The organism is Brevundimonas sp. Root608, from assembly GCF_001427825.1.
GTDB lineage: Bacteria > Pseudomonadota > Alphaproteobacteria > Caulobacterales > Caulobacteraceae > Brevundimonas.
Map to the genome: position 1 here is coordinate 561,019 of NZ_LMGT01000001.1, position 18,650 is coordinate 579,668.

Sequence of the window (18,650 nt, forward strand, 5' to 3'; positions counted from 1 at the left end):
GTAGCGACGACAGGGTGGGGTACGGCAGGGCGGCGCCCGCCCTTGCGGCGGTTCCCCACCCGTCCGCTTCGCGGCCACCCTCCCCACAAGGGGGAGGGAGAACGCCGGTCATGACCCTCGACACCCTCCTCACCGACATCCGCGCCTGCCGGGCCTGTCTCGGCCAGCTTCCCCATACGCCGCGTCCGGTGGTCCGCGTCTTTCCCGAAACCCGTCTGCTGATCTGCGGCCAGGCGCCGGGGCGGCGGGTGCATGAGAGCGGCCTGCCGTTCACCGACCCGTCGGGCGACCGGCTGCGCCAGTGGCTGGGCGTCGACTACGGGACCTTCTACGCCGATCGCCGGCTGGGCGTGGCGGCCCAGGCCTTCTGCTATCCCGGCACGGCCCCGAAGGGCGGCGACTATCCGCCGCCGCGCCGCTGCGCCGAACTGTGGCGGCCGCGATTGCTGGCCGAACTGCCGGACGTCGAACTGACCCTGCTGGTCGGCGGCTACGCCCAGGTCTGGGCCCTCGGCGACCGGGCGAAGGTCAACATGACCGAAACCGTGCGGGCGTGGCGCGACTACGCGCCCGCCATCCTGCCCCTGCCGCATCCGTCGTGGCGAAACACCGCCTGGCTGCGGAAGAACCCGTGGTTCGAGGATGAGGTGCTGCCCTACCTAAGGGGACGGGTCGCGACTATTCTCGCCTGATGCGCTCCCGCTCCTCGCCGTTATCCCGCATCCTTCTCCCCTCGGGGGAGAAGGTGGCTCGCGCAGCGAGACGGATGAGGGGGCTCTTGGCCGCGGGCTGGCTCCCGACCGATGTGCGAGGAGACAAAGCCCCCTCATCCGACCGCCTTCGCCGCCCACCTTATCCCCCGAGGGGAGAAGGGCGCACCCGCCGCGTCTTGCCGTTGGCGCTGTCACTCACCCTCTCCGCCTGCGCTACGCCCGCGGTCCAGCCGCCCCTGACTCCGCCGCCCGGTTTCGCAGGACCCGCAATCGAATCCCGGACGCTGGTCATGGACGACGGCGCGCGCCTGCCGCTGGCCCGCTGGACGCCGGAGGGGGGCGAGCCCTGGGCCGTCATCGTCGCCCTGCACGGGATGAACGACAGCCGGGCCGCCTTCCGTCTCGCCGGGCCGTGGTGGGCCGAGCGCGGAATCGAGACCTGGGCCTTCGACCAGCGTGGCTTCGGCCGTGCGCCCGGCCGCGGCGTCTGGGCCGGCGAGGCGCGGATGAGCGAGGACCTGCGCACCGCCGTCGCCCTGGCCCGGGCCCGTCATCCGCGCGCGCTGATCGCCGTCGCCGGCGAGAGCATGGGCGGCGCGGTCGCCGTCGCCGCCTTCGGTTCGAACCACCCGCCCGCGGCGGATCGCGTCATCCTTCTCGCCCCGGCGGTCTGGGGCTGGACGGCGCAGGGGCCGGTCAACGCCATCGGGCTGTGGATCGCGGCCCGCGCCATGGGCGACCGCGCCGTCGGCGCTCCCGAATGGGCGGTGCGGGACCTGCCCGCCTCGGACAACCGGTTGGAGCTGATCCGCAACGGCCGCGATCCGAACAGCATCCTGCCGACGCGGTTCGACACCCTTTACGGCCTCGTCGACCTGATGGAGACCGCCTCGGTGCGGCTCGGCGACGTGCGCGCCCCGACCCTGCTGCTCTACGGCGCCCACGACAACGTCATCCAGAGGGACCCGATGCGGCGGGCGCTGGAGCGGGCGGGCGAGAGGCCGGGTTTCCGCACCTGCTTCTATCCTGACGGCTGGCACATCCTGAACCGCGACCTCCAGGCCGAGACCGTGTACCGCGATGTCGAGGCCTGGCTCAGGGACGCGTCCGCGCCGCTGCCGTCCGGGGCGGGGCCGGTCCTGCCGGCGCTCACGGATATGGCCCGCCCACGCTGACGTGAAACCGCCATGCTTGCGGTATTACCCGTCGAGGCGTAAACGCCCGCCAACAAAAAAACACCCCGGGAGACGCTCAAGTGAGCATGACGCTGTTTGATTCCCCGTCCTTCGCGAACCACGAGGGCGTTCACGCGGTCTTTGACGAAAAGACCGGCCTGCGCGCCATTATCGCTGTTCACTCAACCGCGCGCGGCCCGGCCGTCGGCGGGACCCGGATGTGGAACTACGCCTCCAGCGCCGAGGCGCTCGAGGACGTCCTGCGTCTCTCGCGCGGCATGAGCTACAAGAACGCCGTCGCGGATCTGGAGATGGGCGGCGGCAAGTCGGTCATCATCGGCGACAGCAAGACCCAGAAATCCCCCGAGCTGTTCCGCGCCTTCGGACGGGCGGTCCACACCCTCGGCGGCATCTACTATGCGGCGGAAGACGTCGGCGTGTCGGTCGCCGACATCGCCGAAGCCCGCAAGGTCACCCCCTATGTGCTGGGCCTGAGCGACGGTCCCGAGGCCTCGGGCGATCCCAGCCCCGTCACCGCCGAGGGCGTCTACCGCTCCACCCTGCTGGCCGCGAAACGCCTGTGGAACCAGGACGACCTGAGCGGCCTGACCGTCTCGGTCCAGGGCATCGGCCATGTCGGCGGCTATCTGGCCGACAAACTGTACGCCGCCGGCGCGAAGCTGATCATGACCGACGTCAACACGGCCCTGCTGGCCGAGGTCGCCGCGCGCACCAACGCCGAGATCGTGGCTCCCGACGCCATCTATGACGTCAAGGCCGACATCTATGCGCCCTGCGCCCTGGGCGCGACGCTGAACCCGCAGACGCTGGACCGCCTGACGGTCAAGGCCGTCGTCGGCGCCGCCAACAACCAGCTGGCCACGCCTGACATCGGCCAGACCCTGTTCGAGCGCGGCGTGCTCTACGCCCCCGACTATGTCGTCAACGGCGGCGGCATCATCAACGTCGCCTCGGAACTGCGCGCCCGCCAGAGCGGCGGCGCCTACGATCCGGCCTGGGTCGAGACCAAGCTGTCGCGCCTGATGGACACGCTGGAAGAGGTCCTGGACCGCTCGGCCGTCGAGAAGCGCCCGACCCACGAGATCGCCGACGCCATCGCCGAGGCGCGCATCAACACCGCCCGCGACGAAAAGGCCGAGCAGCGCAAGGCGGCCTAGCCCTGCTCCATCGGGGCGCCCCGGTGAAGGCCGGGGCGCCCCGATGGCGATTCCAGGCTGACGGGCCGGCCTACGTCCCGATCTGACGTACCGGTCGCCTAATCTGCGGGGATCGCCGCCGCCCCGGCCGGTCGACGTGCGCTCATGAGACTCATGAGACTCATGAGACGGTGTTTTTGGCTTCGGCGCCCCCGGATTCGCGCGCCGGGGGCATACGGACCACTATCGCCGGAACCGCCCTTCTGATTCGGGCCGAGGCGCCATGACCGCAACCTCCAGGACCGCACCGCCGACCCGGGCCTTCGACCCGCTGCTGCTCCTGATGGCGGTCGGCTTTGTCGTGGCCGTCGGGGCGCTGGCCTATCCCGCCTTCCGCTCGGACCCGATGAGCGCCCCCGGCCTGGTGCTGATCTTCACCGTCGGGGCCGTGGCCCTGATCGGCCTGTTCTCCCACACCCGCGGCGAGAAGCGCCAGCCGATGGGCGACGCCGCCGTCGATCTGCTGGACGCCATGGCCGAACCCGCCGCCCTGGTCTGGGCGACCGGCCAGGTGCTGGCCTTCAACGGCGCCTGGGCCGAGGCCAACGGCGCGACCACGTCCCTGCCCAAGGGCAAGTCGGCCTCGGCCCTCTACATGGCCTTCGCCCAGGCCCGCGCCGGCGAACAGGGCCGCGCCATCGTCGTCATCGGCGACCGTGAGCAGGAAGTCCTGATCGGGGCCGCCGGCGAAGGCCGCTTCCTCGTCCGCGCCGCGCCCGAGTCCGTGCTGCCGGTCGGCGCCATGGCCAGCCACCGGCCGGCGACCATCTCGAACGCGATCGAGAGCCGCGCCATGGCCGCCGGCGCGCCGTTCGGCTCGGCCGTCATCGCCGCCGAAGACCTGTTCGCCGGCAAGGTCGAGGAGGCCAACGCCGCCCTGTCCGTCCTGACCGGCCCCGCCGCCGCGCGCGACGCCGCCTTCGGCCACCTGTTCGACCCCGCCCTTGTCACCGAGGCCCGCGCCCGGCTCGACGACGGCTCCTCGGGCCCCATCGAGCTGATCGCCCGCGCCTTCCCCGACAAGATGCTGCACCTCTACGTCGCCCCCGAGGGCGACAAGCGGCGCATCTGGCTGTTCGACGTCTCGGCCCAGAAGTCGATGGAGCTGCAGCTGTCGCAGGCCCAGAAGATGCAGGCCGTGGGCCAGCTGGCCGGGGGCGTGGCCCATGACTTCAACAACCTGCTGACCGCCATCCAGCTGCAACTGTCCGGCCTGCTGGAGCGCCATCCCGTCGGCGACCCCTCCTACGAGGGCCTCAACGAAATCCGCCAGACCGCCATCCGCGCCGCCGACCTGGTGCGCAAGCTGCTGGCCTTCTCGCGCAAGTCGACCGTCCGCCGCGAGCGCCTCGACCTCGGCGAACTGGTCGGCGAGTTCGCCGTCCTGCTGCGCCGCCTGCTGCGCGAGGACGTGCGCTTGGAAACCGACTACGGCCGCGACCTGCCGGTCGTCCTCGCCGACAAGAGCCAGCTCGAAACCGCCGTCATGAACCTCGCCGTCAACGCCCGCGACGCCATGCGCGGCGTGGTCGAGCCCGGCGCGGGCGTGGTCACCATCCGCACCGCCCGCCTGACCGCCGACGAGGCGCGCGCGCTCGGCTGGACCAGCCCCGCCACCGACGCCGTCGCCCTGATCGAGGTGGCGGACAGCGGTCCCGGCGTCCCGCCCGAAATCCTCGACAAGATCTTCGAACCCTTCTTCACCACCAAGGCGGTGAACGAGGGCACGGGCATGGGCCTGGCCACGGTCTATGGCATCGTCGAACAGGCCGGCGGCCACATCAATGTGTCGAACGCGGCGGCAGGCGGGGCGGTGTTCCGCATCTTCCTGCCGGAGGCGGCCGAGGCCGAACTGGCCGAGATAGCGCCGGTCGAGATCAAGATGAAGACGCCGCGCGACCTGTCGGGCGCCGGCCGCATCCTGTTCGTCGAGGACGAGGCCGCGGTGCGCGGCATCGCCGCCCGCCTGCTGCGCCAGCGCGGCTATGAGGTCATCGAGGCCGCCGACGGCGAGGAGGCCCTCGAGCTGGCCGAGCAGCACGCCGGGACCATCGACATGATGATCTCGGACGTCATCATGCCCGGCCTCGACGGCCCCGCCCTGCTGAAGAAGGCGCGGCCGTTCCTGGGCGACGCGCCGGTCCTGTTCATCTCGGGCTATGCCGAAAGCGACTTCTCGGACCTGCTGCAGGACGAGGTCGGCGTCTCCTTCCTGCCCAAGCCGCTGGACATCAAGACCCTGGCCGAACGCGTGAAGCAGGAACTGCACGCCGGCTGAACCATCGGTAACTTGCCAATCTTCGTCCGGCGCCATCCTCTGGCGCCTCGCGCCACGGAGCCCCCCCGCCATGATGATCGATCGCCGCCGCCTGCTGTTCACCGCCGCCGCCGGTGCGGGCCTCGCCGCCTGCGGCCAGGTCCTGGCCCAGACGCCCGCCGCCGCCGCCTCGGCCTCGGCGGCGCTGAGCGCCCTGATGGACGGGATCGTCCAGACCTTCCTGCTGCAGTCGCCCGAGACCCTGACCTCGCTGGGCATGGACAAGGGGCCGATGGCGGCGATGAAGTCCCGGCTCGACGACCGGTCCCAGGCCAAGATCGACGCCGACCGGGTGGTGTTCAGGGGCCAGATGAACCAGCTCAAGGCCATCGACCGCTCGGCCCTGCCCGAAACCGAAGGCGTCTATCACGACACCCTGACCTTCTTCGGCGAGACCCAGATGATGGGCGACCGCTTCCCCTATGGCGGCGGCGGCTTCGGCCCGGCGCCCTACACCGTCTCCCAGCTGACCGGCTCGTATCAGAACCTGCCGGACTTCCTCGACACCCAGCACGCGATCGAGACCGCCGAGGACGCCGAGGCCTATCTGGCGCGCGTCGCCGCCTTCCCGACCGCCCTGGATCAGGAGACGGCGCGGATGCAGGCTGATTTCGCCGCCGGCGCCGTGCCGCCGGACTTCGTCATCGACAAGACCCTGCTCCAGCTCGCCAACCTCTATGACACCCCGCCCGACCAGTCGGTCCTGACCACATCCGTCGTGCGCCGGACCGGCGAGAAGAACCTCGCCGGCGACTGGGGCGACCGCGCCCGGCGGATCGTCGAGGGCGAGGTCTATCCGGCCCTGCGCCGCCAAGCCGACGCCATGCGCGCCCGCCGCGCCGACGCCGTCCATGACGCCGGCGTCTGGCGCCTGCCCGACGGCGAGGCCTATTACGACTGGGGCATCCGCAGCTACACCACCTCGACCTTGTCGGGCGCCGAGATCCACGCCCTCGGCCTGGAACAGGTGGCCGAGCTTTCAGCCCGCGCCGACGTGCTGCTCAAGGCCCAGGGCCTGACCCAGGGCTCGGTGGGCGAACGCATCTCCGCCCTCGGCAAGGACCCGGCCCAGCTCTATCCCAACACCGACGCGGGCAAGGCCCAGCTGCTGGCCGACCTCAACGCCCAGATGGTCGACATGGCCAAACGCCTGCCCGAGTATTTCGGCCGCATCCCCGCCGCGGCGGTCGAGATCCGCCGCGTCCCGACCTTCATCGAAGCGGGCGCGCCCGGCGGCTACTACAACTCGCCGGCGCTCGACGGCTCCCGGCCCGGCGCCTACTACATCAACCTGCGCGACACGTCGGAATGGCCGCGCATGCAGCTGCCGACCCTGACCTATCACGAGGCGTCCCCGGGACATCACCACCAGATCGCCCTGCAGCAGGAACAGGCCGACCGGCCGTTGCTGATGAAGGTGCTGGGCTTCTCGGCCTATTCGGAGGGCTGGGCGCTCTATTCCGAACAGCTGGCCGACGAGATGGGGGTCTATGCCGACAACCCCATCGGCAAGATCGGCTATCTGCAGTCGCTGCTGTTCCGCGCCACCCGGCTGGTCGCGGATTCCGGCCTGCACCACAAGCGCTGGAGCCGCGAACAGACCATCCGCTACATGGTCGAGACCCTCGGCGATTCCGAGACGGCGGTCACCACCGAGGTCGAGCGCTACTGCGTCTGGCCGGGTCAGGCCTCCAGCTACAAGGTCGGCCACAACAAGTGGGTCGAGCTGCGCGCCCGGGCCCAGGCCGCGCTTGGCGACCGCTTCGACATCCGCGCCTTCCACGACGCGGGAATGAACGCCGGCGGCGTGCCGCTGACGGTGCTGGACAAGATCATGAGCGACTGGATCGCCGCCCGGCGCGCCTGACCCTGACAAGCGTCGATCCGGGCGCGCCACGGCGGCCCGGATCGATGGCCCCTTTCGCCTGAGGACTCCCCATGATCGACCGCCGCCGCCTGCTGCTGTCCACCGCCGGCCTCGGCCTGATGGCGGCCCTGCCCGCCGCCGCCCAAGCCCCGGCCCTGTCCGAAGCCGACGCGCGGCTGGACGCCATGCTGACCCGCTGGTTCAACGAGAACGTCGACCTGGCGCCGGAATATGCCACCAACCTGGGCCTCGACCGCGACGCCCGCGCGCCCCTGTCAGGGAAGCTTCGGCAGGTCGGTCTGGCCGACGCCGAGGCCGACCGCGTTCGCGCCCGCGCCCGCTGGGCCGAGATCCAGACGGTGTCGGAGGAAGGCCTGTCGGACCAGGCGAAGGTGTCGCTGGCCGTCTATCGCTTCACAGCCGAGGGGGCGGCCCGGGCGGCTGACATTCCCTATGGCGGGGGCATCGGTCCGTATGTCGTGACCCAGCGGTCGGGGGCCTATTTCTCGGTTCCGGACTTCATGGCCAACCAGCACCGGCTAGAGACCGAAGCGGACGCCGAGGCCTTCATCTCCCGTCTGTCCGCCTTTGCCCGGGTCCTGGATCAGGAGAGCGAGCGGATCACGGCCGACGCGGCCCTGGGCGTGATGTTGCCCGGCTTCCTGATGGACAAGACCCTGACCCAGCTTCGGACGCTGCGGGAAACCCCGGCCTACGACATGGCCATGGTCCAGGCGCTGATCCGCAAGACGGACGAGCGCGACATGATCGGCGACTGGGGCGCCCAGGCGGCCAGCGTGGTCGAGACCGAAATCAAGCCGGCCCTCGCTCGCCAGATCTCGGTCTTCGAGGCCCTGCGCCCCAGCGCCACGGACGATGCGGGCGCCTGGAAGCTGCCGCAGGGCGACAAGGCTTACGCCCTGGCCCTGCGCGCCTACACCACCACCGACTACGACGCCCAGGCCATCCACGACATCGGCCTCGAACAGGTCGCCTCCATCCAGGCCGAGATCGACACGATCCTGAAGGGCATGGGCATGGCCGAGGGCTCGGTCGGCGAGCGGATCAAGACGCTCAGCGAGGATCCGCAACACCTGTGGCCCAACACGGACGAGGCCAAGGTCGAGCTGATCGGTTCGCTGAACGAGCAGATGGCGGCGCTGGCGCCGCTGCTGCCGCGCGTGTTCAACACCCTGCCCACGGCCGCCGTCGAGATCCGGCGCGTGCCGCCGGCCATCGAGCTCGGCGCGCCGGGCGGCTACTATCAGGCCGCATCGCTGGATGGCTCGCGGCCGGGCGCCTACTACATCAACCTGTCGAATACGGCGAACTGGCCCAAATGGGGCCTGCCGACCCTGACCTATCACGAGGCTTCGCCGGGCCACCATTTCCAGATCACCGTCGCGCGGGAGGCGGGCAGTCTGCCCATCTATCGCCGCGTCGCCGGCAACTCGGCCTATAATGAAGGCTGGGCCCTGTACGCTGAGCGGGTCGCCGCCGACGACCTCGACGTCTACGCCGGCAATCCGCTGGGCCGGGTGGGATACCTGCAGTCCTACCTGTTCCGCGCCGTGCGTCTGGTCGTCGACACCGGTCTGCACCACAAGCGGTGGAGCCGGGATCAGGCCATACGCTACATGATCGACGAATGCGGCGAGCCGCCCGAGTCGGCCGAGAAGGAGATCGACCGCTACTGCGTCTCCATCGGCCAGGCCTGCTCCTACAAGCTCGGCCAGACGGTCATCGCGCGTCTGCGCGCCGAGGCCGAGGCCCGTCCGGGCTTCGATCTGAAGGCGTTCCACGACCGGGTGCTGCTGAACGGCTCGGTGCCGCTGGCGGTGCTGGAAGGGCTGATGCGGGCCTAGGCGGTCCCGCCGAGCGCTTCCCGGGCCGCGACGATCGTCGGATCGGCGTCGGCCTGGACGGCCAGCCATTCGCGGAAGCGGGCGATCTTGGGCGAGCGCCTGCGGCCTTCGGGCCAGACCAGATAGTAGCCGGTGTGGAACGACACCGTCTGGGCGAAGGGCCGCACCAGCAGGCCGTTGAGCAGCTCGCGCGCGAACAGGATCGGGGAGGCGAGGGCCACCCCCTGGTCGCCCAGCGCGGCGGCGACTTCCAGAACCTGATAGTCGGCGGTCAGTCGGCTCATGGGCTGGGCGCCGCCGCTGATCCCCGCCGCGGCGAACCAGGCGGCCCACTCCTTCTCCATGCCTATGCGCGGCGCGTTCAGCAGGTCGGCGGGGTCGGTCAGCTTCAGCCGCTCCGCCATGGCCGGGCTGCAAACCGGCGTGAACACGCTGGGCATCAGCAACTGGCTCTCCATGCCCGGCCAGTCGCCGGAGCCGGACCGGATGCCGACGTCGAACCCTTCGCGCGACAGGTCGAGCAGGTTGGGATTGGTGTCCAGCCGCACCGCCAGCCCGGGGTTGGCGACCTGGAAGGCCCCCAGCCGCGGGGCAAGCCACTGGGCCGCCAGCGAGGCCAGGGTGGTGATCGACAGGATGTGCTCGTCGGCCTCGGTCAGGTCGCTGACCGCGCGGCGCAGCAGGGTCATGGCCTCGGTCGCGGCGCGGGACAGCCGCTCGCCGCCCTCGGTCGGCTGGACCTCGCGCGGCAGGCGACGGAACAGGCTCTGTCCCAGCCGGCCTTCCAGGGCCTTGATCTGCCAGCTGACGGCGGCCTGGGTCATGCCCAGTTCCTCGGCGGCGCGGGTGAAGCTCTTCAGGCGGGCGGCGGCCTCGAACACGCGGATCGAGGCGAGGGGGATGCCGGCAAGGGGATCGGCCATAAGCGAACCTTATGTGAGGCAGCCACAATCTGGTTTGAAAGGCTCTGCTGTCAAGCCCATCTTGGTCATATCAGCAAGGCAAGGCCAGAGGAGGCCACGATGGAAGAGATGCATCACACCCATAAGGAGCCTGCATGGGGCTGGGTCACCGTCCTGCAGGACTGGCGCCGCAGCCGGACCCGTCAGCGCCTGCGGACCCCGGACCGTATCGTCACGCCCTGGAGCCGCTGAGGCAGGTTTTCCGATCCGGTCTGCCGCAGGCGAACTTCCCTTCTCCCACGCATGACCGTCGGCCCGATTGATGGGTCGAGGCCCGGATCCTGGAGTCTCCTGCTCCCGGGGTCCGGGCCGAGCCGTGTCCGGGCCTCAATATTCCGGCGGCTCGGTCGACCCGACGGGTCTGGATCAGCAAAGCATGCGCCTGCGTCGTTTTTGGATGCAGGCTTGTGAACCTAGTCGCGCACCGTCCAGCCGTCGGCCTCGCGCAGGGCGTTGTGGATGGCGGTGGCGGCGACGGCGGCCTCGGCCCCCGCGACCGCGATCTGGTTCAGGCCGCGGACGACGTCGCCCGCGGCATAGAGGCCCTTCACGCTGGTGGCCTGGTGGGCATCGACGAACAGGCGGCCGTCCTCGCCGACCCGCGCCCCCAGCCCTTCGGCAAGGTTCGCATTGGGCGAGGTCCCCAGCGCTGAATAGACGAGGTCGAAGCTGCGGAAGGTCCCGCCCCAGCTCAGGGCGGTGACCCGATCGCCCTCCAGCCGGACGTTGTCGATCGGGGCGCGGATCAGTTCGATCCCCATGCGCGCCATTTCTCCATGCTCGGTCAGGGCCTCGGCGGGCCCGACATGGATCAGCGTCACCCGATCGGAATAGGTGCGCAGGAAGGCCGCCTCGCGCACGCCCTTGTCGTCGTCGCCGATCACCGCCACCGCCTTGTCGATGGCTTCATAGCCGTCGCAGATCGGGCAGATGCGGACCAGGGCCCGTTCGATGGCGCGCTCGACGCCGGGCAGGTCGGGATGATGATCGACCACGCCGGTGGCCAGCAGCACCGCGCGGACGCGGAGGTTACGTCCGTTCAGGCGGGCGACGAAGCCGTCGCCGTCGCGCGCCAGATGCTCGACGCGTCCGGCCTCGATGACGGCGCCGTATTCCCCGGCCTGTTCGGTCATCCGTCTCAGGATGGCGTCGCCGGTGATGCCGCTGGGAAAGCCCGGCATGTTGTGGCTGAGCGGTATCCAGCAGGCGCGCGGCGCGCCCCCGTCAGCCACAAGCACGCGCCGCCGGAACCGCGCCAGATAGGTGGCCGCGGTGAGGCCCGCCGGACCGGCGCCGACGATCAGGACCTCGGCTTCGTTCACCGCGTGCGCCAGGTCGTCGGCCAGAAATCGGCCGGGACGCCCCAGCATTCCGTCATTTCGGACTCCGCACTCAGGACGAAACTCCGGCCCGTCCATGTCCAGGTCGAGGCTGTGCCGCAATCGCCGATGCCTCGCCCCTTGGAGAAGGCGGACAGGGTCCGGGTTCCGGCATCATAGCCGCCGTTGATGGTGCCCGCGCCGGTTTCGCCCCCCGCCGACGCCAGGCTGACGGCGCGCGGGTCCCGCCCGCCCGGCCCGGTCAGATACCAGTCGTGACCGACGTTGTAGGCCCCGGCGAAGCAGGGCACGGCCCAGAGTTCGGTCGAGGCGTCGAGCCGCGCGGACATGACCTCGTTGCTTACCGCAGTGTCCGCGGTCTCGGCCCGGCAGGCCTTGACCGCGGCCACGGCCTCCAGCGCCGGGGGAAGGGTCTGGCCGCTGTCGCCGAAACCGGTCTGGGCGATCGGCGGAGCGGCGATCACATGCGGCGCGGACTCCGGGCCGGGGACGGGCGACGGCGCGCCCGTTCCCTTGCGGACGAGGGCGGCGGGGGTGTTCAGCCGTCCCTGACGTTCGTCGATCCAGAGCATGGCCGCCGATGCTCCCGACAGGGACATCGTAACGGTCTCGCCGCCCGCCGCCAGCGTCAGGGTCTCGCCAGCCGCCAGACCGGAAGCGACGGCGGCCGCGTCGGCCGCGCGAACCTGCGCCACGCCGACGGGTTCGTGATCCCCGGCGACGGGCGCCGCGACATGGTTCCTACCGTCGAGGGTGAGGGTCATCGGGCCGGTCAACCCCTCGCCGCTGGTAGGCCAGAAGCCGACCGAAACGGTGCGCGCGCCATTCGGACCCGGCGCCGAGCCGACCCGCACCCAGCCTGTGCCCTCGCTGGCAGGCCCGAAGGCGACGCAGTCATTGGTGTTGTCGCAGACGGCCAGCCAGTCGCGGAATTTGCGGCTCTCGCTGCGCGCGCCCGAGGCCGCCGCGGCGTTCTCGGCGGACGCCGTCTGCGAGGGCGCAGAGGCCGCCGCCGTCTCATCCGCCGGCCCACACGCCGCCAGCGCCATGGCCGCCAGGCAAGCTCCCCCAAGATGCCGCATCATTCATCCCCCGTCTCGCCAGGCCCTGCGCCTTTCGGAACGATAACCGGAATCCGCGAGTGAGGTCTCCTCTTTATCGAGTCCCGGTGCGACGATCATTTTTCGTCGCGGAAGTCATGTCCGTCCGCGCCCTTTGCACCGGCCCGCGCGCGCCGCTATACCGCGCGCTCACTCCCCCATCCCCAGTCAAAGGCGAACACCCGCATGGCCAAGATCAAGGTCGCCAACCCCATCGTGGACATCGACGGCGACGAGATGACCCGGATCATCTGGCAGATGATCAAGGACAAGCTGGTCTTCCCCTTCCTGGACCTCGAGCTCGACTACTACGACCTCGGCATGGAGAACCGCGACGCCACCGACGATCAGGTGACGATCGACGCCGCCAAGGCCATCCAGAAGCACGGCGTGGGCGTGAAATGCGCCACCATCACCCCCGACGAGGCGCGGGTGAAGGAGTTCGGCCTGAAGAAGATGTGGAAGTCGCCCAACGGCACCATCCGCAACATCCTCGGCGGCGTGGTCTTCCGCGAGCCGATCATCTGCTCGAACGTGCCGCGTCTGGTGCCCGGCTGGACCCAGCCGATCGTCGTCGGCCGTCACGCCTTCGGCGACCAGTACAAGGCCACCGACTTCCTGATCCCGGGCCCCGGCAAGCTGACGATCAAATTCGTGGGCAACGACGGGCAGGAGATCGAGCACGAGGTGTTCGACTTCCCCTCGGCCGGCATCGCCATGGGCATGTACAACCTCGATGACTCGATCACGGAGTTCGCCCGCGCCAGCTTCGCCTTCGGTCTGGGCCGCAACTTCCCGGTCTATCTGTCGACCAAGAACACGATCCTGAAAGCCTACGACGGCCGCTTCAAGGACATCTTCCAGAAGGTGTTCGACGAGGAATTCGCCGCCGACTTCAAGGCCAAGGGCCTGACCTATGAGCACCGCCTGATCGACGACATGGTGGCCGCGGCCATCAAATGGTCGGGCGGCTTCGTCTGGGCCTGCAAGAACTACGACGGCGACGTGCAGTCCGACGTGGTGGCGCAGGGCTTCGGTTCGCTGGGCCTGATGACCTCGGTGCTGATGACACCGGACGGCAAGATCCTGGAATCGGAAGCCGCCCACGGCACCGTCACGCGCCACTATCGCCAGCACCAGAAGGGCGAGGCCACCTCGACCAACTCGATCGCCTCGATCTACGCCTGGACCCGCGGCTTCTCGCACCGGGCCAAGCTGGACGGCAACGCCGAACTGGCGACCTTCGCCGACACGCTGGAGCGCGTCGTCGTCGAGACCGTCGAGGCCGGCCACATGACCAAGGATCTGGCGCTGCTGGTCGGCGACCAGCAGGGCTGGCTGACCACCGAGGGCTTCCTCGACAAGGTGGCCGAGAACCTGACCACGGCGAAGGCTTCCTAGAAGGGGCGCTATCGCTCGCGACGCGGTCGCTCGCTGCTTGAGTTGGGACCGCGTCAGACCAACCAAGGCTCGCCGGACTCGCGTCCGGCGAGCCTTTCGTTTGAGCGGAACCGGCGTTCATGCATTGTGATGGCGAACTTCGGGGGCTGCGATGAAGAAGCTTTTCGGCAATCTGCTGCTGCTGGCCGTCATCGCCGGCGTGGTCAGCTTCTTTCTGGCCCCGGCCGTGGGCTTCTTCGCCATCCGCTCGGCGGCCGACGCGAACGACGTGGCGGGCCTGTCCCGCCTGATCGACTTCGCGGCGGTGCGACAGTCGCTGCGGCCGCAACTGAGCGGCAATCCGGCGGCCATGGCCCCCGCGCCGTCCTTCATGGAAGACCCGATCGGCGCGGTGCGGCGTCAGCTGGAGCAGGCCTCACCCGCCGCGGCGCCCGACGTCGATGTCTATCTGACGCCCGCCGCACTCGGGGCCCTGACGCGCGGCGAGGGTCGTTACGCCTCGCAGCGCACCGGCGCGGCGCCCGAGACCGAACGCACCAATCCCATGCCCGGCCCGGTGTTCTGGAGCATCAACCGCGCCCGGATGGCGGTGACCGACGAGGGCGGGTCCCGGACCATCTTCACCTTCGAGCGCCGCGGCCCGTTCGAATGGAAGCTGGTTCACATCGGCCTGCCCGAGGGGGTGGCCCCCGCTCCGGGCCCGGCGCCCCCGACCGTGGGCCACAGCGGCGGCAAGGGCGGCTGATCGCGGGCTGGCGCCGCCGGCCGATTCCCGGGTACCGTGACGGCGGGAAGGCGTTTCGGCGCCAGAGGGAAGCATGACCAGAAAGATCATCGTCGGCGTCGCCGTGGCGGCCCTCTGCGCATTCGTGCTCGCCTGGGCCGCGTCGCCCATTCTGGCGGCCAAGGCCCTGATCAATGCGGCCAAGGCCGGAGACTCGCGCAAGATCGAACAACTGGTCGACTTCCCCTCGCTGCGCGCCAGCCTGAAGGATGAGCTGAACGATGAGCTGATCGCGCGCATGCGACGCGACCCGCGGGTGGTGGAAAGCGGGCTGGGCGGGCTGGGCATGATGCTGGCGCCCATGCTGCTGTCAGGCGCGGTGGACACCCTGGTCACGCCCGAGGTGGTGGCGGACATGGTCATGACGGCCGAGGCGCCCGATCCGACGAAGCCGGGCGACCCGAACCCCGCCGACGAGCGGGATGGCAACGACATCCACCAGTCCTGGGGCTATCGCAGCCTGAATGAATTCGCCGTCACCCTGACCGACCGCGACCGGCCCGACGACCATCTGGCGCTGATCCTGCAGCGGCGCGGCCTGTTCGACTGGAAGCTGGCCGCGGTGGACCTGCAGAGCGCGCCGGCCTAGGGGGCCAGCGCCGCCCGCACCGCCGCCAGGCCGGCCTCGGCCTTCGATCCGTCGGGCGCGCCGCCCTGGGCGAAGTCGGCCTTTCCGCCCGCGCCCTGTCCTCCCATGGCGATGACCGCGGCCCGCGCCAGATCGGCGGCGTTGACCGTGCCCGTCATGTCCGAGGTCACGGCGACGGTGACCGCCGCCTTGCCGTCGGTGAGCCCGATCAGTGCGACGACGCCCGAACCCACCTGTTTGCGGAAGTCCTCGGCCACGCCGCGCAGACCCTTGCCATCGACGCCGTCCAGGACCCGGGCGATCAGCTTGACGCCGTTGATCTCTTCCGGCGCGGCGTTGGCGGCGGCGCCGCCGCCGCCGAGGGCCAGCTGCTTCTTCAGGTCCGCGACCTGCTTCTCCAGAGCGCGGCGGTCGGCGGTCAGGGCCTCGACCCGGGCCGGGACGTCGGCGACCTGGACCTTGAACGACTGGGCGAGCGACTTCGCGACGCCGGCCTGGCCCAGCAGATACTGGCGGGCGGCCTCGCCGGTCAGGGCCTCGATGCGGCGCACGCCGGCGGCGATGCCGGTCTCGGAGGTGATCTTGAACAGGGCGATATCGCCGGTGCGGGCCACGTGGGTGCCGCCGCACAGCTCGACCGAATACGGTTTGTCAGCCTCGACAAGGTCGCGGCCGAGGGTCAGGACGCGGACCTCGTCGCCGTATTTCTCGCCGAACAGGGCCACCGCGCCGGCGGCGATGGCTTCCTGCGGACCCATCATCTTCGTTTCGGCGGGCAGGTTCTGGCGGATGACCGCGTTCACCTCATCCTCCATCCGGGCCAGCTCGTCCTCGGTGACCGGGGCGTTGTGGCTGAAGTCGAAGCGCAGGCGTTCGGCATCGACCATCTGGCCCTTCTGGGCCACGTGGCCGCCCAGAACATTGGCCAGGGCCTTGTGCAGCAGGTGGGCGGCCGAGTGGTTGGCGCGGGTGGTCAGGCGGGCGTCCGGCGCGGCGCGGAGCCGGGCCCGGGCGCCGACGGCCAGCGTGCCGGAGGTCACCTCGATGCGGTGGGCGAACAGGTCGCCGGCGTGCTTCTGGACGTCCAGCACCGTGGCCGAGGCCTGCTGGCCGTGGGCGTCGGTCCATTCGATCTCGCCACGATCGCCGGCCTGGCCGCCGCCCTCGCCATAGAAGGGGGTCTGGTCGAACAGGACCTCGGCGGTTTCGCCGGCCGCCAGTTCGTCGACCGAGGCGCCGTCGCGCACGATGGCCAGGACCTCGCCCGAACCCTCGACGGCGTCATAGCCGGTGAAGACGGTGGGCCCGAGGCGATCGCGCAGGGCCAGCCATTCGCCGGTCGAGGCGGTCTGGCCCGAGCCGGTCCAGTGTTCGCGCGAGCGGCTGCGCTGCTCGTTCATGGCCGCGTCGAAGGCGTCGGTGTCGACGGTGAAGCCGCGGCGGCGCGCCTCGTCCTGGGTCAGGTCGAGCGGAAAGCCGTAGGTGTCGTACAGGGTGAAGGCCGTCTGGCCCGACAGGACGCCGCCCTCGCCGAGGTCGCGCGACGCGTCCTCCAGCAGGCCCATGCCGCGGCCCAGGGTGGTGCGGAAGCGGATCTCTTCCTGCTTCAGGGTGTCGGTGATGAAGGCCTCGGCTCGGCGCAGCTCGGGATAGGCCTCGCCCATCTCGGCGACGAGGGTCGGCACGAGGCGGTGCATCAGGGGATCGGCGGCGCCCAGCAGGTGGGCGTGGCGCATGGCGCGGCGCATGATCCGGCGCAGGACGTAGCCGCGGCCCTCGTTCGAGGGCGTGACGCCGTCGGCGATCAGGAAGGACGAGCTGCGCAGGTGGTCGGCGATGACGCGGTGGCTGGGGGTGCGGTCGCCCTCGGCCCGGGTGTTGGTGGCATCTTCGGAAGCCGCGATCAGGGTGCGGAACAGGTCGGTCTCGTAGTTGGAATGGACGCCCTGCAGCACGGCGGCGATGCGCTCGAGGCCCATGCCGGTGTCGATGGACGGCTTGGGCAGCAGGGTGCGGCTGCCGTCGGCGGCCTGTTCGAACTGCATGAAGACGTTGTTCCAGATCTCGACGAACCGGTCCCCGTCCTCGTCCGGCGAGCCGGGAGGGCCGCCGGGGATGTGGTCGCCGTGGTCCCAGAAGATTTCGGTGCAGGGGCCGCAGGGGCCGGTGTCGCCCATGGACCAGAAATTGTCGGAGCCGGCGATGCGGACGATCTTCGATTCCGGCAGGCCGGCGATCTTCTTCCACAGGTCGAAGGCCTCGTCGTCGTCGATGTAGACGGTGACCATCAGGCGGTCGGCGTCGAGGCCGAATTCCTTCGTGCACAGGTTCCACGCCATCTCGATGGCGTGTTCCTTGAAATAGTCGCCGAAGGAGAAATTCCCCAGCATTTCGAAGAAGGTGTGGTGGCGGGCGGTGTAGCCGACGTTGTCCAGATCGTTGTGCTTGCCGCCGGCGCGAACGCATTTCTGCGAGCTGGCGGCGCGCTTGTACGGGGGCGTGGCCGCGCCGGTGAAGAAGTCCTTGAACGGCACCATGCCCGCGTTGACGAACAGCAGGGTCGGGTCGTTCTGCGGCACCAGGGGCGCGGAGGCGACCTTCTCGTGACCGTCGGCCGCGAAATAGTCGAGGAAGGTCGAGCGGATCTGGTTGAGGCTGGACGAACGGGTCATGGGCGTGCGCGGTCAATCGGGGAGGCGGAGGGAAGGCGCGTCATATAGGGGTTTCGGCCCCAATGCATCACCCGCGCGTGACCACGCGCGAGGCCTGCTCAGGCCGGCGGGCCGCGCAGCAGCCGGGCGGCCGTGAGCGACATGGCCACGCCGAAGAAGGCGTGCGCCATCAGGCCGAGGGCGATGATGTCGGCGGGCGGCGGGGCCGGGCGCGGGGGCGACAGCGACAGGGGCACGACGATGGCATCCATCACCCCGTAGACGGTCACGCCGAACAGCAGGCCTGACAGCACGGGCCGGCGCAGGGCCACCGGGGCCTGGAGGGCGGCGGCGACGAAGATGGCGGCGAAGATGACGGCGAGGACGAAGTGGGCGGCGAGGCCGATGGCCGCGGTGGTCCGGCCCCCGCTGAAGGCCTCCGCGCCGAGCAGGCCGCTGGCCACCGACTGCAGGATCCGCATCGGCGGGGCGGGGCGGTAGATGACGAAGGCCGTCAGGATGTCGGCCGCGCCGCCGGCCAAGCCGGCAAGGAGGACGGCGCGCGCCAGGGCACCCGGTCTGGTGGTCATGATGCGCGGTCCTCCCGGCGCGTATGGTTACGCCTGGCCGGCGGGCCCGCAAGAAAAAAGGCCGCCCGACCCGGGTGGG

General features: G+C 70.3%; 15 protein-coding genes. 10 read left to right on the forward strand and 5 right to left on the reverse strand.

Annotation, left to right across the window (positions count from 1 at the left end):
- Positions 1-110 precede the first annotated feature (110 nt).
- The 6 genes from ASD59_RS02585 (at position 111) to ASD59_RS02610 (ending at position 9,154) form a co-directional block, all read left to right on the forward strand.
- Positions 111-692: a uracil-DNA glycosylase family protein gene (locus ASD59_RS02585; RefSeq protein ID WP_055827854.1), complete on the forward strand. Its 582-nt coding sequence runs from the start codon at positions 111-113 to the stop codon at positions 690-692.
- A 311-nt stretch (positions 693-1,003) separates the two neighbouring features.
- On the forward strand, positions 1,004-1,888 hold the full coding sequence (locus tag ASD59_RS02590) for an alpha/beta fold hydrolase (protein ID WP_235561699.1): 885 nt from the start codon (positions 1,004-1,006) through the stop codon (positions 1,886-1,888).
- Between the two features lie 86 nt (positions 1,889-1,974).
- Entirely contained in the window at positions 1,975-3,066 is a 1,092-nt protein-coding gene (locus ASD59_RS02595; RefSeq protein ID WP_055829649.1) for a Glu/Leu/Phe/Val family dehydrogenase, read from the forward strand.
- A 262-nt stretch (positions 3,067-3,328) separates the two neighbouring features.
- Entirely contained in the window at positions 3,329-5,383 is a 2,055-nt protein-coding gene (gene cckA, locus ASD59_RS02600) for a cell cycle histidine kinase CckA (protein WP_055827859.1), read from the forward strand.
- A 73-nt stretch (positions 5,384-5,456) separates the two neighbouring features.
- Positions 5,457-7,289 carry a DUF885 domain-containing protein gene (locus tag ASD59_RS02605; RefSeq protein ID WP_055829651.1) on the forward strand — a complete coding sequence of 611 codons (1,833 nt, stop codon included), beginning with the start codon at positions 5,457-5,459 and terminating at the stop codon, positions 7,287-7,289.
- 71 nt (positions 7,290-7,360) lie between these two features.
- On the forward strand, positions 7,361-9,154 hold the full coding sequence (locus tag ASD59_RS02610) for a DUF885 domain-containing protein (RefSeq protein WP_082560022.1): 1,794 nt from the start codon (positions 7,361-7,363) through the stop codon (positions 9,152-9,154).
- Here the strand turns inward: ASD59_RS02610 and ASD59_RS02615 are convergent.
- Positions 9,151-10,077, reverse strand: coding sequence for a LysR substrate-binding domain-containing protein (locus ASD59_RS02615; protein WP_055827864.1), 927 nt, complete (start codon positions 10,075-10,077; stop codon positions 9,151-9,153). The genes ASD59_RS02610 and ASD59_RS02615 overlap by 4 nt on opposite strands.
- 99 nt (positions 10,078-10,176) lie before the next feature.
- Between ASD59_RS02615 and ASD59_RS14660 the strand changes: the two genes are divergently transcribed.
- Positions 10,177-10,308 (forward strand): hypothetical protein, encoded by a 132-nt coding sequence (locus tag ASD59_RS14660; RefSeq protein ID WP_255356182.1) that lies wholly within the window; start codon positions 10,177-10,179, stop codon positions 10,306-10,308.
- Positions 10,309-10,529: 221 nt separating this feature from the next.
- Here the strand turns inward: ASD59_RS14660 and ASD59_RS02620 are convergent, their stop codons facing one another.
- Together ASD59_RS02620 and ASD59_RS02625 are read right to left on the reverse strand one after the other, a co-directional pair.
- On the reverse strand, positions 10,530-11,486 hold the full coding sequence (locus ASD59_RS02620; protein WP_055827865.1) for an NAD(P)/FAD-dependent oxidoreductase: 957 nt from the start codon (positions 11,484-11,486) through the stop codon (positions 10,530-10,532).
- Positions 11,435-12,541 carry a DUF1176 domain-containing protein gene (locus tag ASD59_RS02625; protein WP_055827868.1) on the reverse strand — a complete coding sequence of 369 codons (1,107 nt, stop codon included), beginning with the start codon at positions 12,539-12,541 and terminating at the stop codon, positions 11,435-11,437. Before ASD59_RS02625 ends, ASD59_RS02620 begins: the two co-directional genes overlap by 52 nt.
- 201 nt (positions 12,542-12,742) lie before the next feature.
- On the opposite strand from ASD59_RS02625, the gene ASD59_RS02630 reads away from it, so the two are divergent.
- The 3 genes from ASD59_RS02630 to ASD59_RS02640 all read left to right on the forward strand — a co-directional run bounded on the left by ASD59_RS02630 (position 12,743) and on the right by ASD59_RS02640 (position 15,330).
- The gene (locus tag ASD59_RS02630; RefSeq protein WP_055827871.1) at positions 12,743-13,957 is read left to right on the forward strand and encodes an NADP-dependent isocitrate dehydrogenase; all 1,215 of its coding nucleotides are present in this window, start codon (positions 12,743-12,745) and stop codon (positions 13,955-13,957) included.
- Between the two features lie 151 nt (positions 13,958-14,108).
- Positions 14,109-14,702 (forward strand): DUF2939 domain-containing protein, encoded by a 594-nt coding sequence (locus ASD59_RS02635; protein WP_055827874.1) that lies wholly within the window; start codon positions 14,109-14,111, stop codon positions 14,700-14,702.
- 73 nt (positions 14,703-14,775) lie between these two features.
- Positions 14,776-15,330, forward strand: coding sequence for a DUF2939 domain-containing protein (locus tag ASD59_RS02640; protein ID WP_055827877.1), 555 nt, complete (start codon positions 14,776-14,778; stop codon positions 15,328-15,330).
- On the opposite strand, the gene alaS is transcribed toward ASD59_RS02640, so the two are convergent.
- Positions 15,327-18,002: an alanine--tRNA ligase gene (gene alaS / locus ASD59_RS02645; protein WP_055827887.1), complete on the reverse strand. Its 2,676-nt coding sequence runs from the start codon at positions 18,000-18,002 to the stop codon at positions 15,327-15,329. The genes ASD59_RS02640 and alaS overlap by 4 nt on opposite strands.
- Before the next feature lie 98 nt (positions 18,003-18,100).
- Entirely contained in the window at positions 18,101-18,571 is a 471-nt protein-coding gene (locus ASD59_RS02650; protein ID WP_055827889.1) for a hypothetical protein, read from the reverse strand.
- Between the last annotated feature and the right edge of the window lie 79 nt (positions 18,572-18,650).

Bases quoted from the DNA above. Each gene is read 5' to 3' on its own strand.
- alaS (WP_055827887.1), bottom strand. From the start codon at position 18,002: ATGACCCGTTCGTCCAGCCTCAACCAGATCCGCTCGACCTTCCTCGAC.
- ASD59_RS02630 (WP_055827871.1), top strand. From the start codon at position 12,743: ATGGCCAAGATCAAGGTCGCCAACCCCATCGTGGACATCGACGGCGAC.
- ASD59_RS02585 (WP_055827854.1), top strand. From the start codon at position 111: ATGACCCTCGACACCCTCCTCACCGACATCCGCGCCTGCCGGGCCTGT.
- ASD59_RS02625 (WP_055827868.1), bottom strand. From the start codon at position 12,541: ATGATGCGGCATCTTGGGGGAGCTTGCCTGGCGGCCATGGCGCTGGCG.
- ASD59_RS02610 (WP_082560022.1), top strand. From the start codon at position 7,361: ATGATCGACCGCCGCCGCCTGCTGCTGTCCACCGCCGGCCTCGGCCTG.
- ASD59_RS02640 (WP_055827877.1), top strand. From the start codon at position 14,776: ATGACCAGAAAGATCATCGTCGGCGTCGCCGTGGCGGCCCTCTGCGCA.
- ASD59_RS02635 (WP_055827874.1), top strand. From the start codon at position 14,109: ATGAAGAAGCTTTTCGGCAATCTGCTGCTGCTGGCCGTCATCGCCGGC.
- ASD59_RS02605 (WP_055829651.1), top strand. From the start codon at position 5,457: ATGATCGATCGCCGCCGCCTGCTGTTCACCGCCGCCGCCGGTGCGGGC.
- ASD59_RS14660 (WP_255356182.1), top strand. From the start codon at position 10,177: ATGGAAGAGATGCATCACACCCATAAGGAGCCTGCATGGGGCTGGGTC.
- ASD59_RS02620 (WP_055827865.1), bottom strand. From the start codon at position 11,486: ATGCTGGGGCGTCCCGGCCGATTTCTGGCCGACGACCTGGCGCACGCG.
- cckA (WP_055827859.1), top strand. From the start codon at position 3,329: ATGACCGCAACCTCCAGGACCGCACCGCCGACCCGGGCCTTCGACCCG.
- ASD59_RS02590 (WP_235561699.1), top strand. From the start codon at position 1,004: ATGGACGACGGCGCGCGCCTGCCGCTGGCCCGCTGGACGCCGGAGGGG.
- ASD59_RS02595 (WP_055829649.1), top strand. From the start codon at position 1,975: ATGACGCTGTTTGATTCCCCGTCCTTCGCGAACCACGAGGGCGTTCAC.
- ASD59_RS02615 (WP_055827864.1), bottom strand. From the start codon at position 10,077: ATGGCCGATCCCCTTGCCGGCATCCCCCTCGCCTCGATCCGCGTGTTC.
- ASD59_RS02650 (WP_055827889.1), bottom strand. From the start codon at position 18,571: ATGACCACCAGACCGGGTGCCCTGGCGCGCGCCGTCCTCCTTGCCGGC.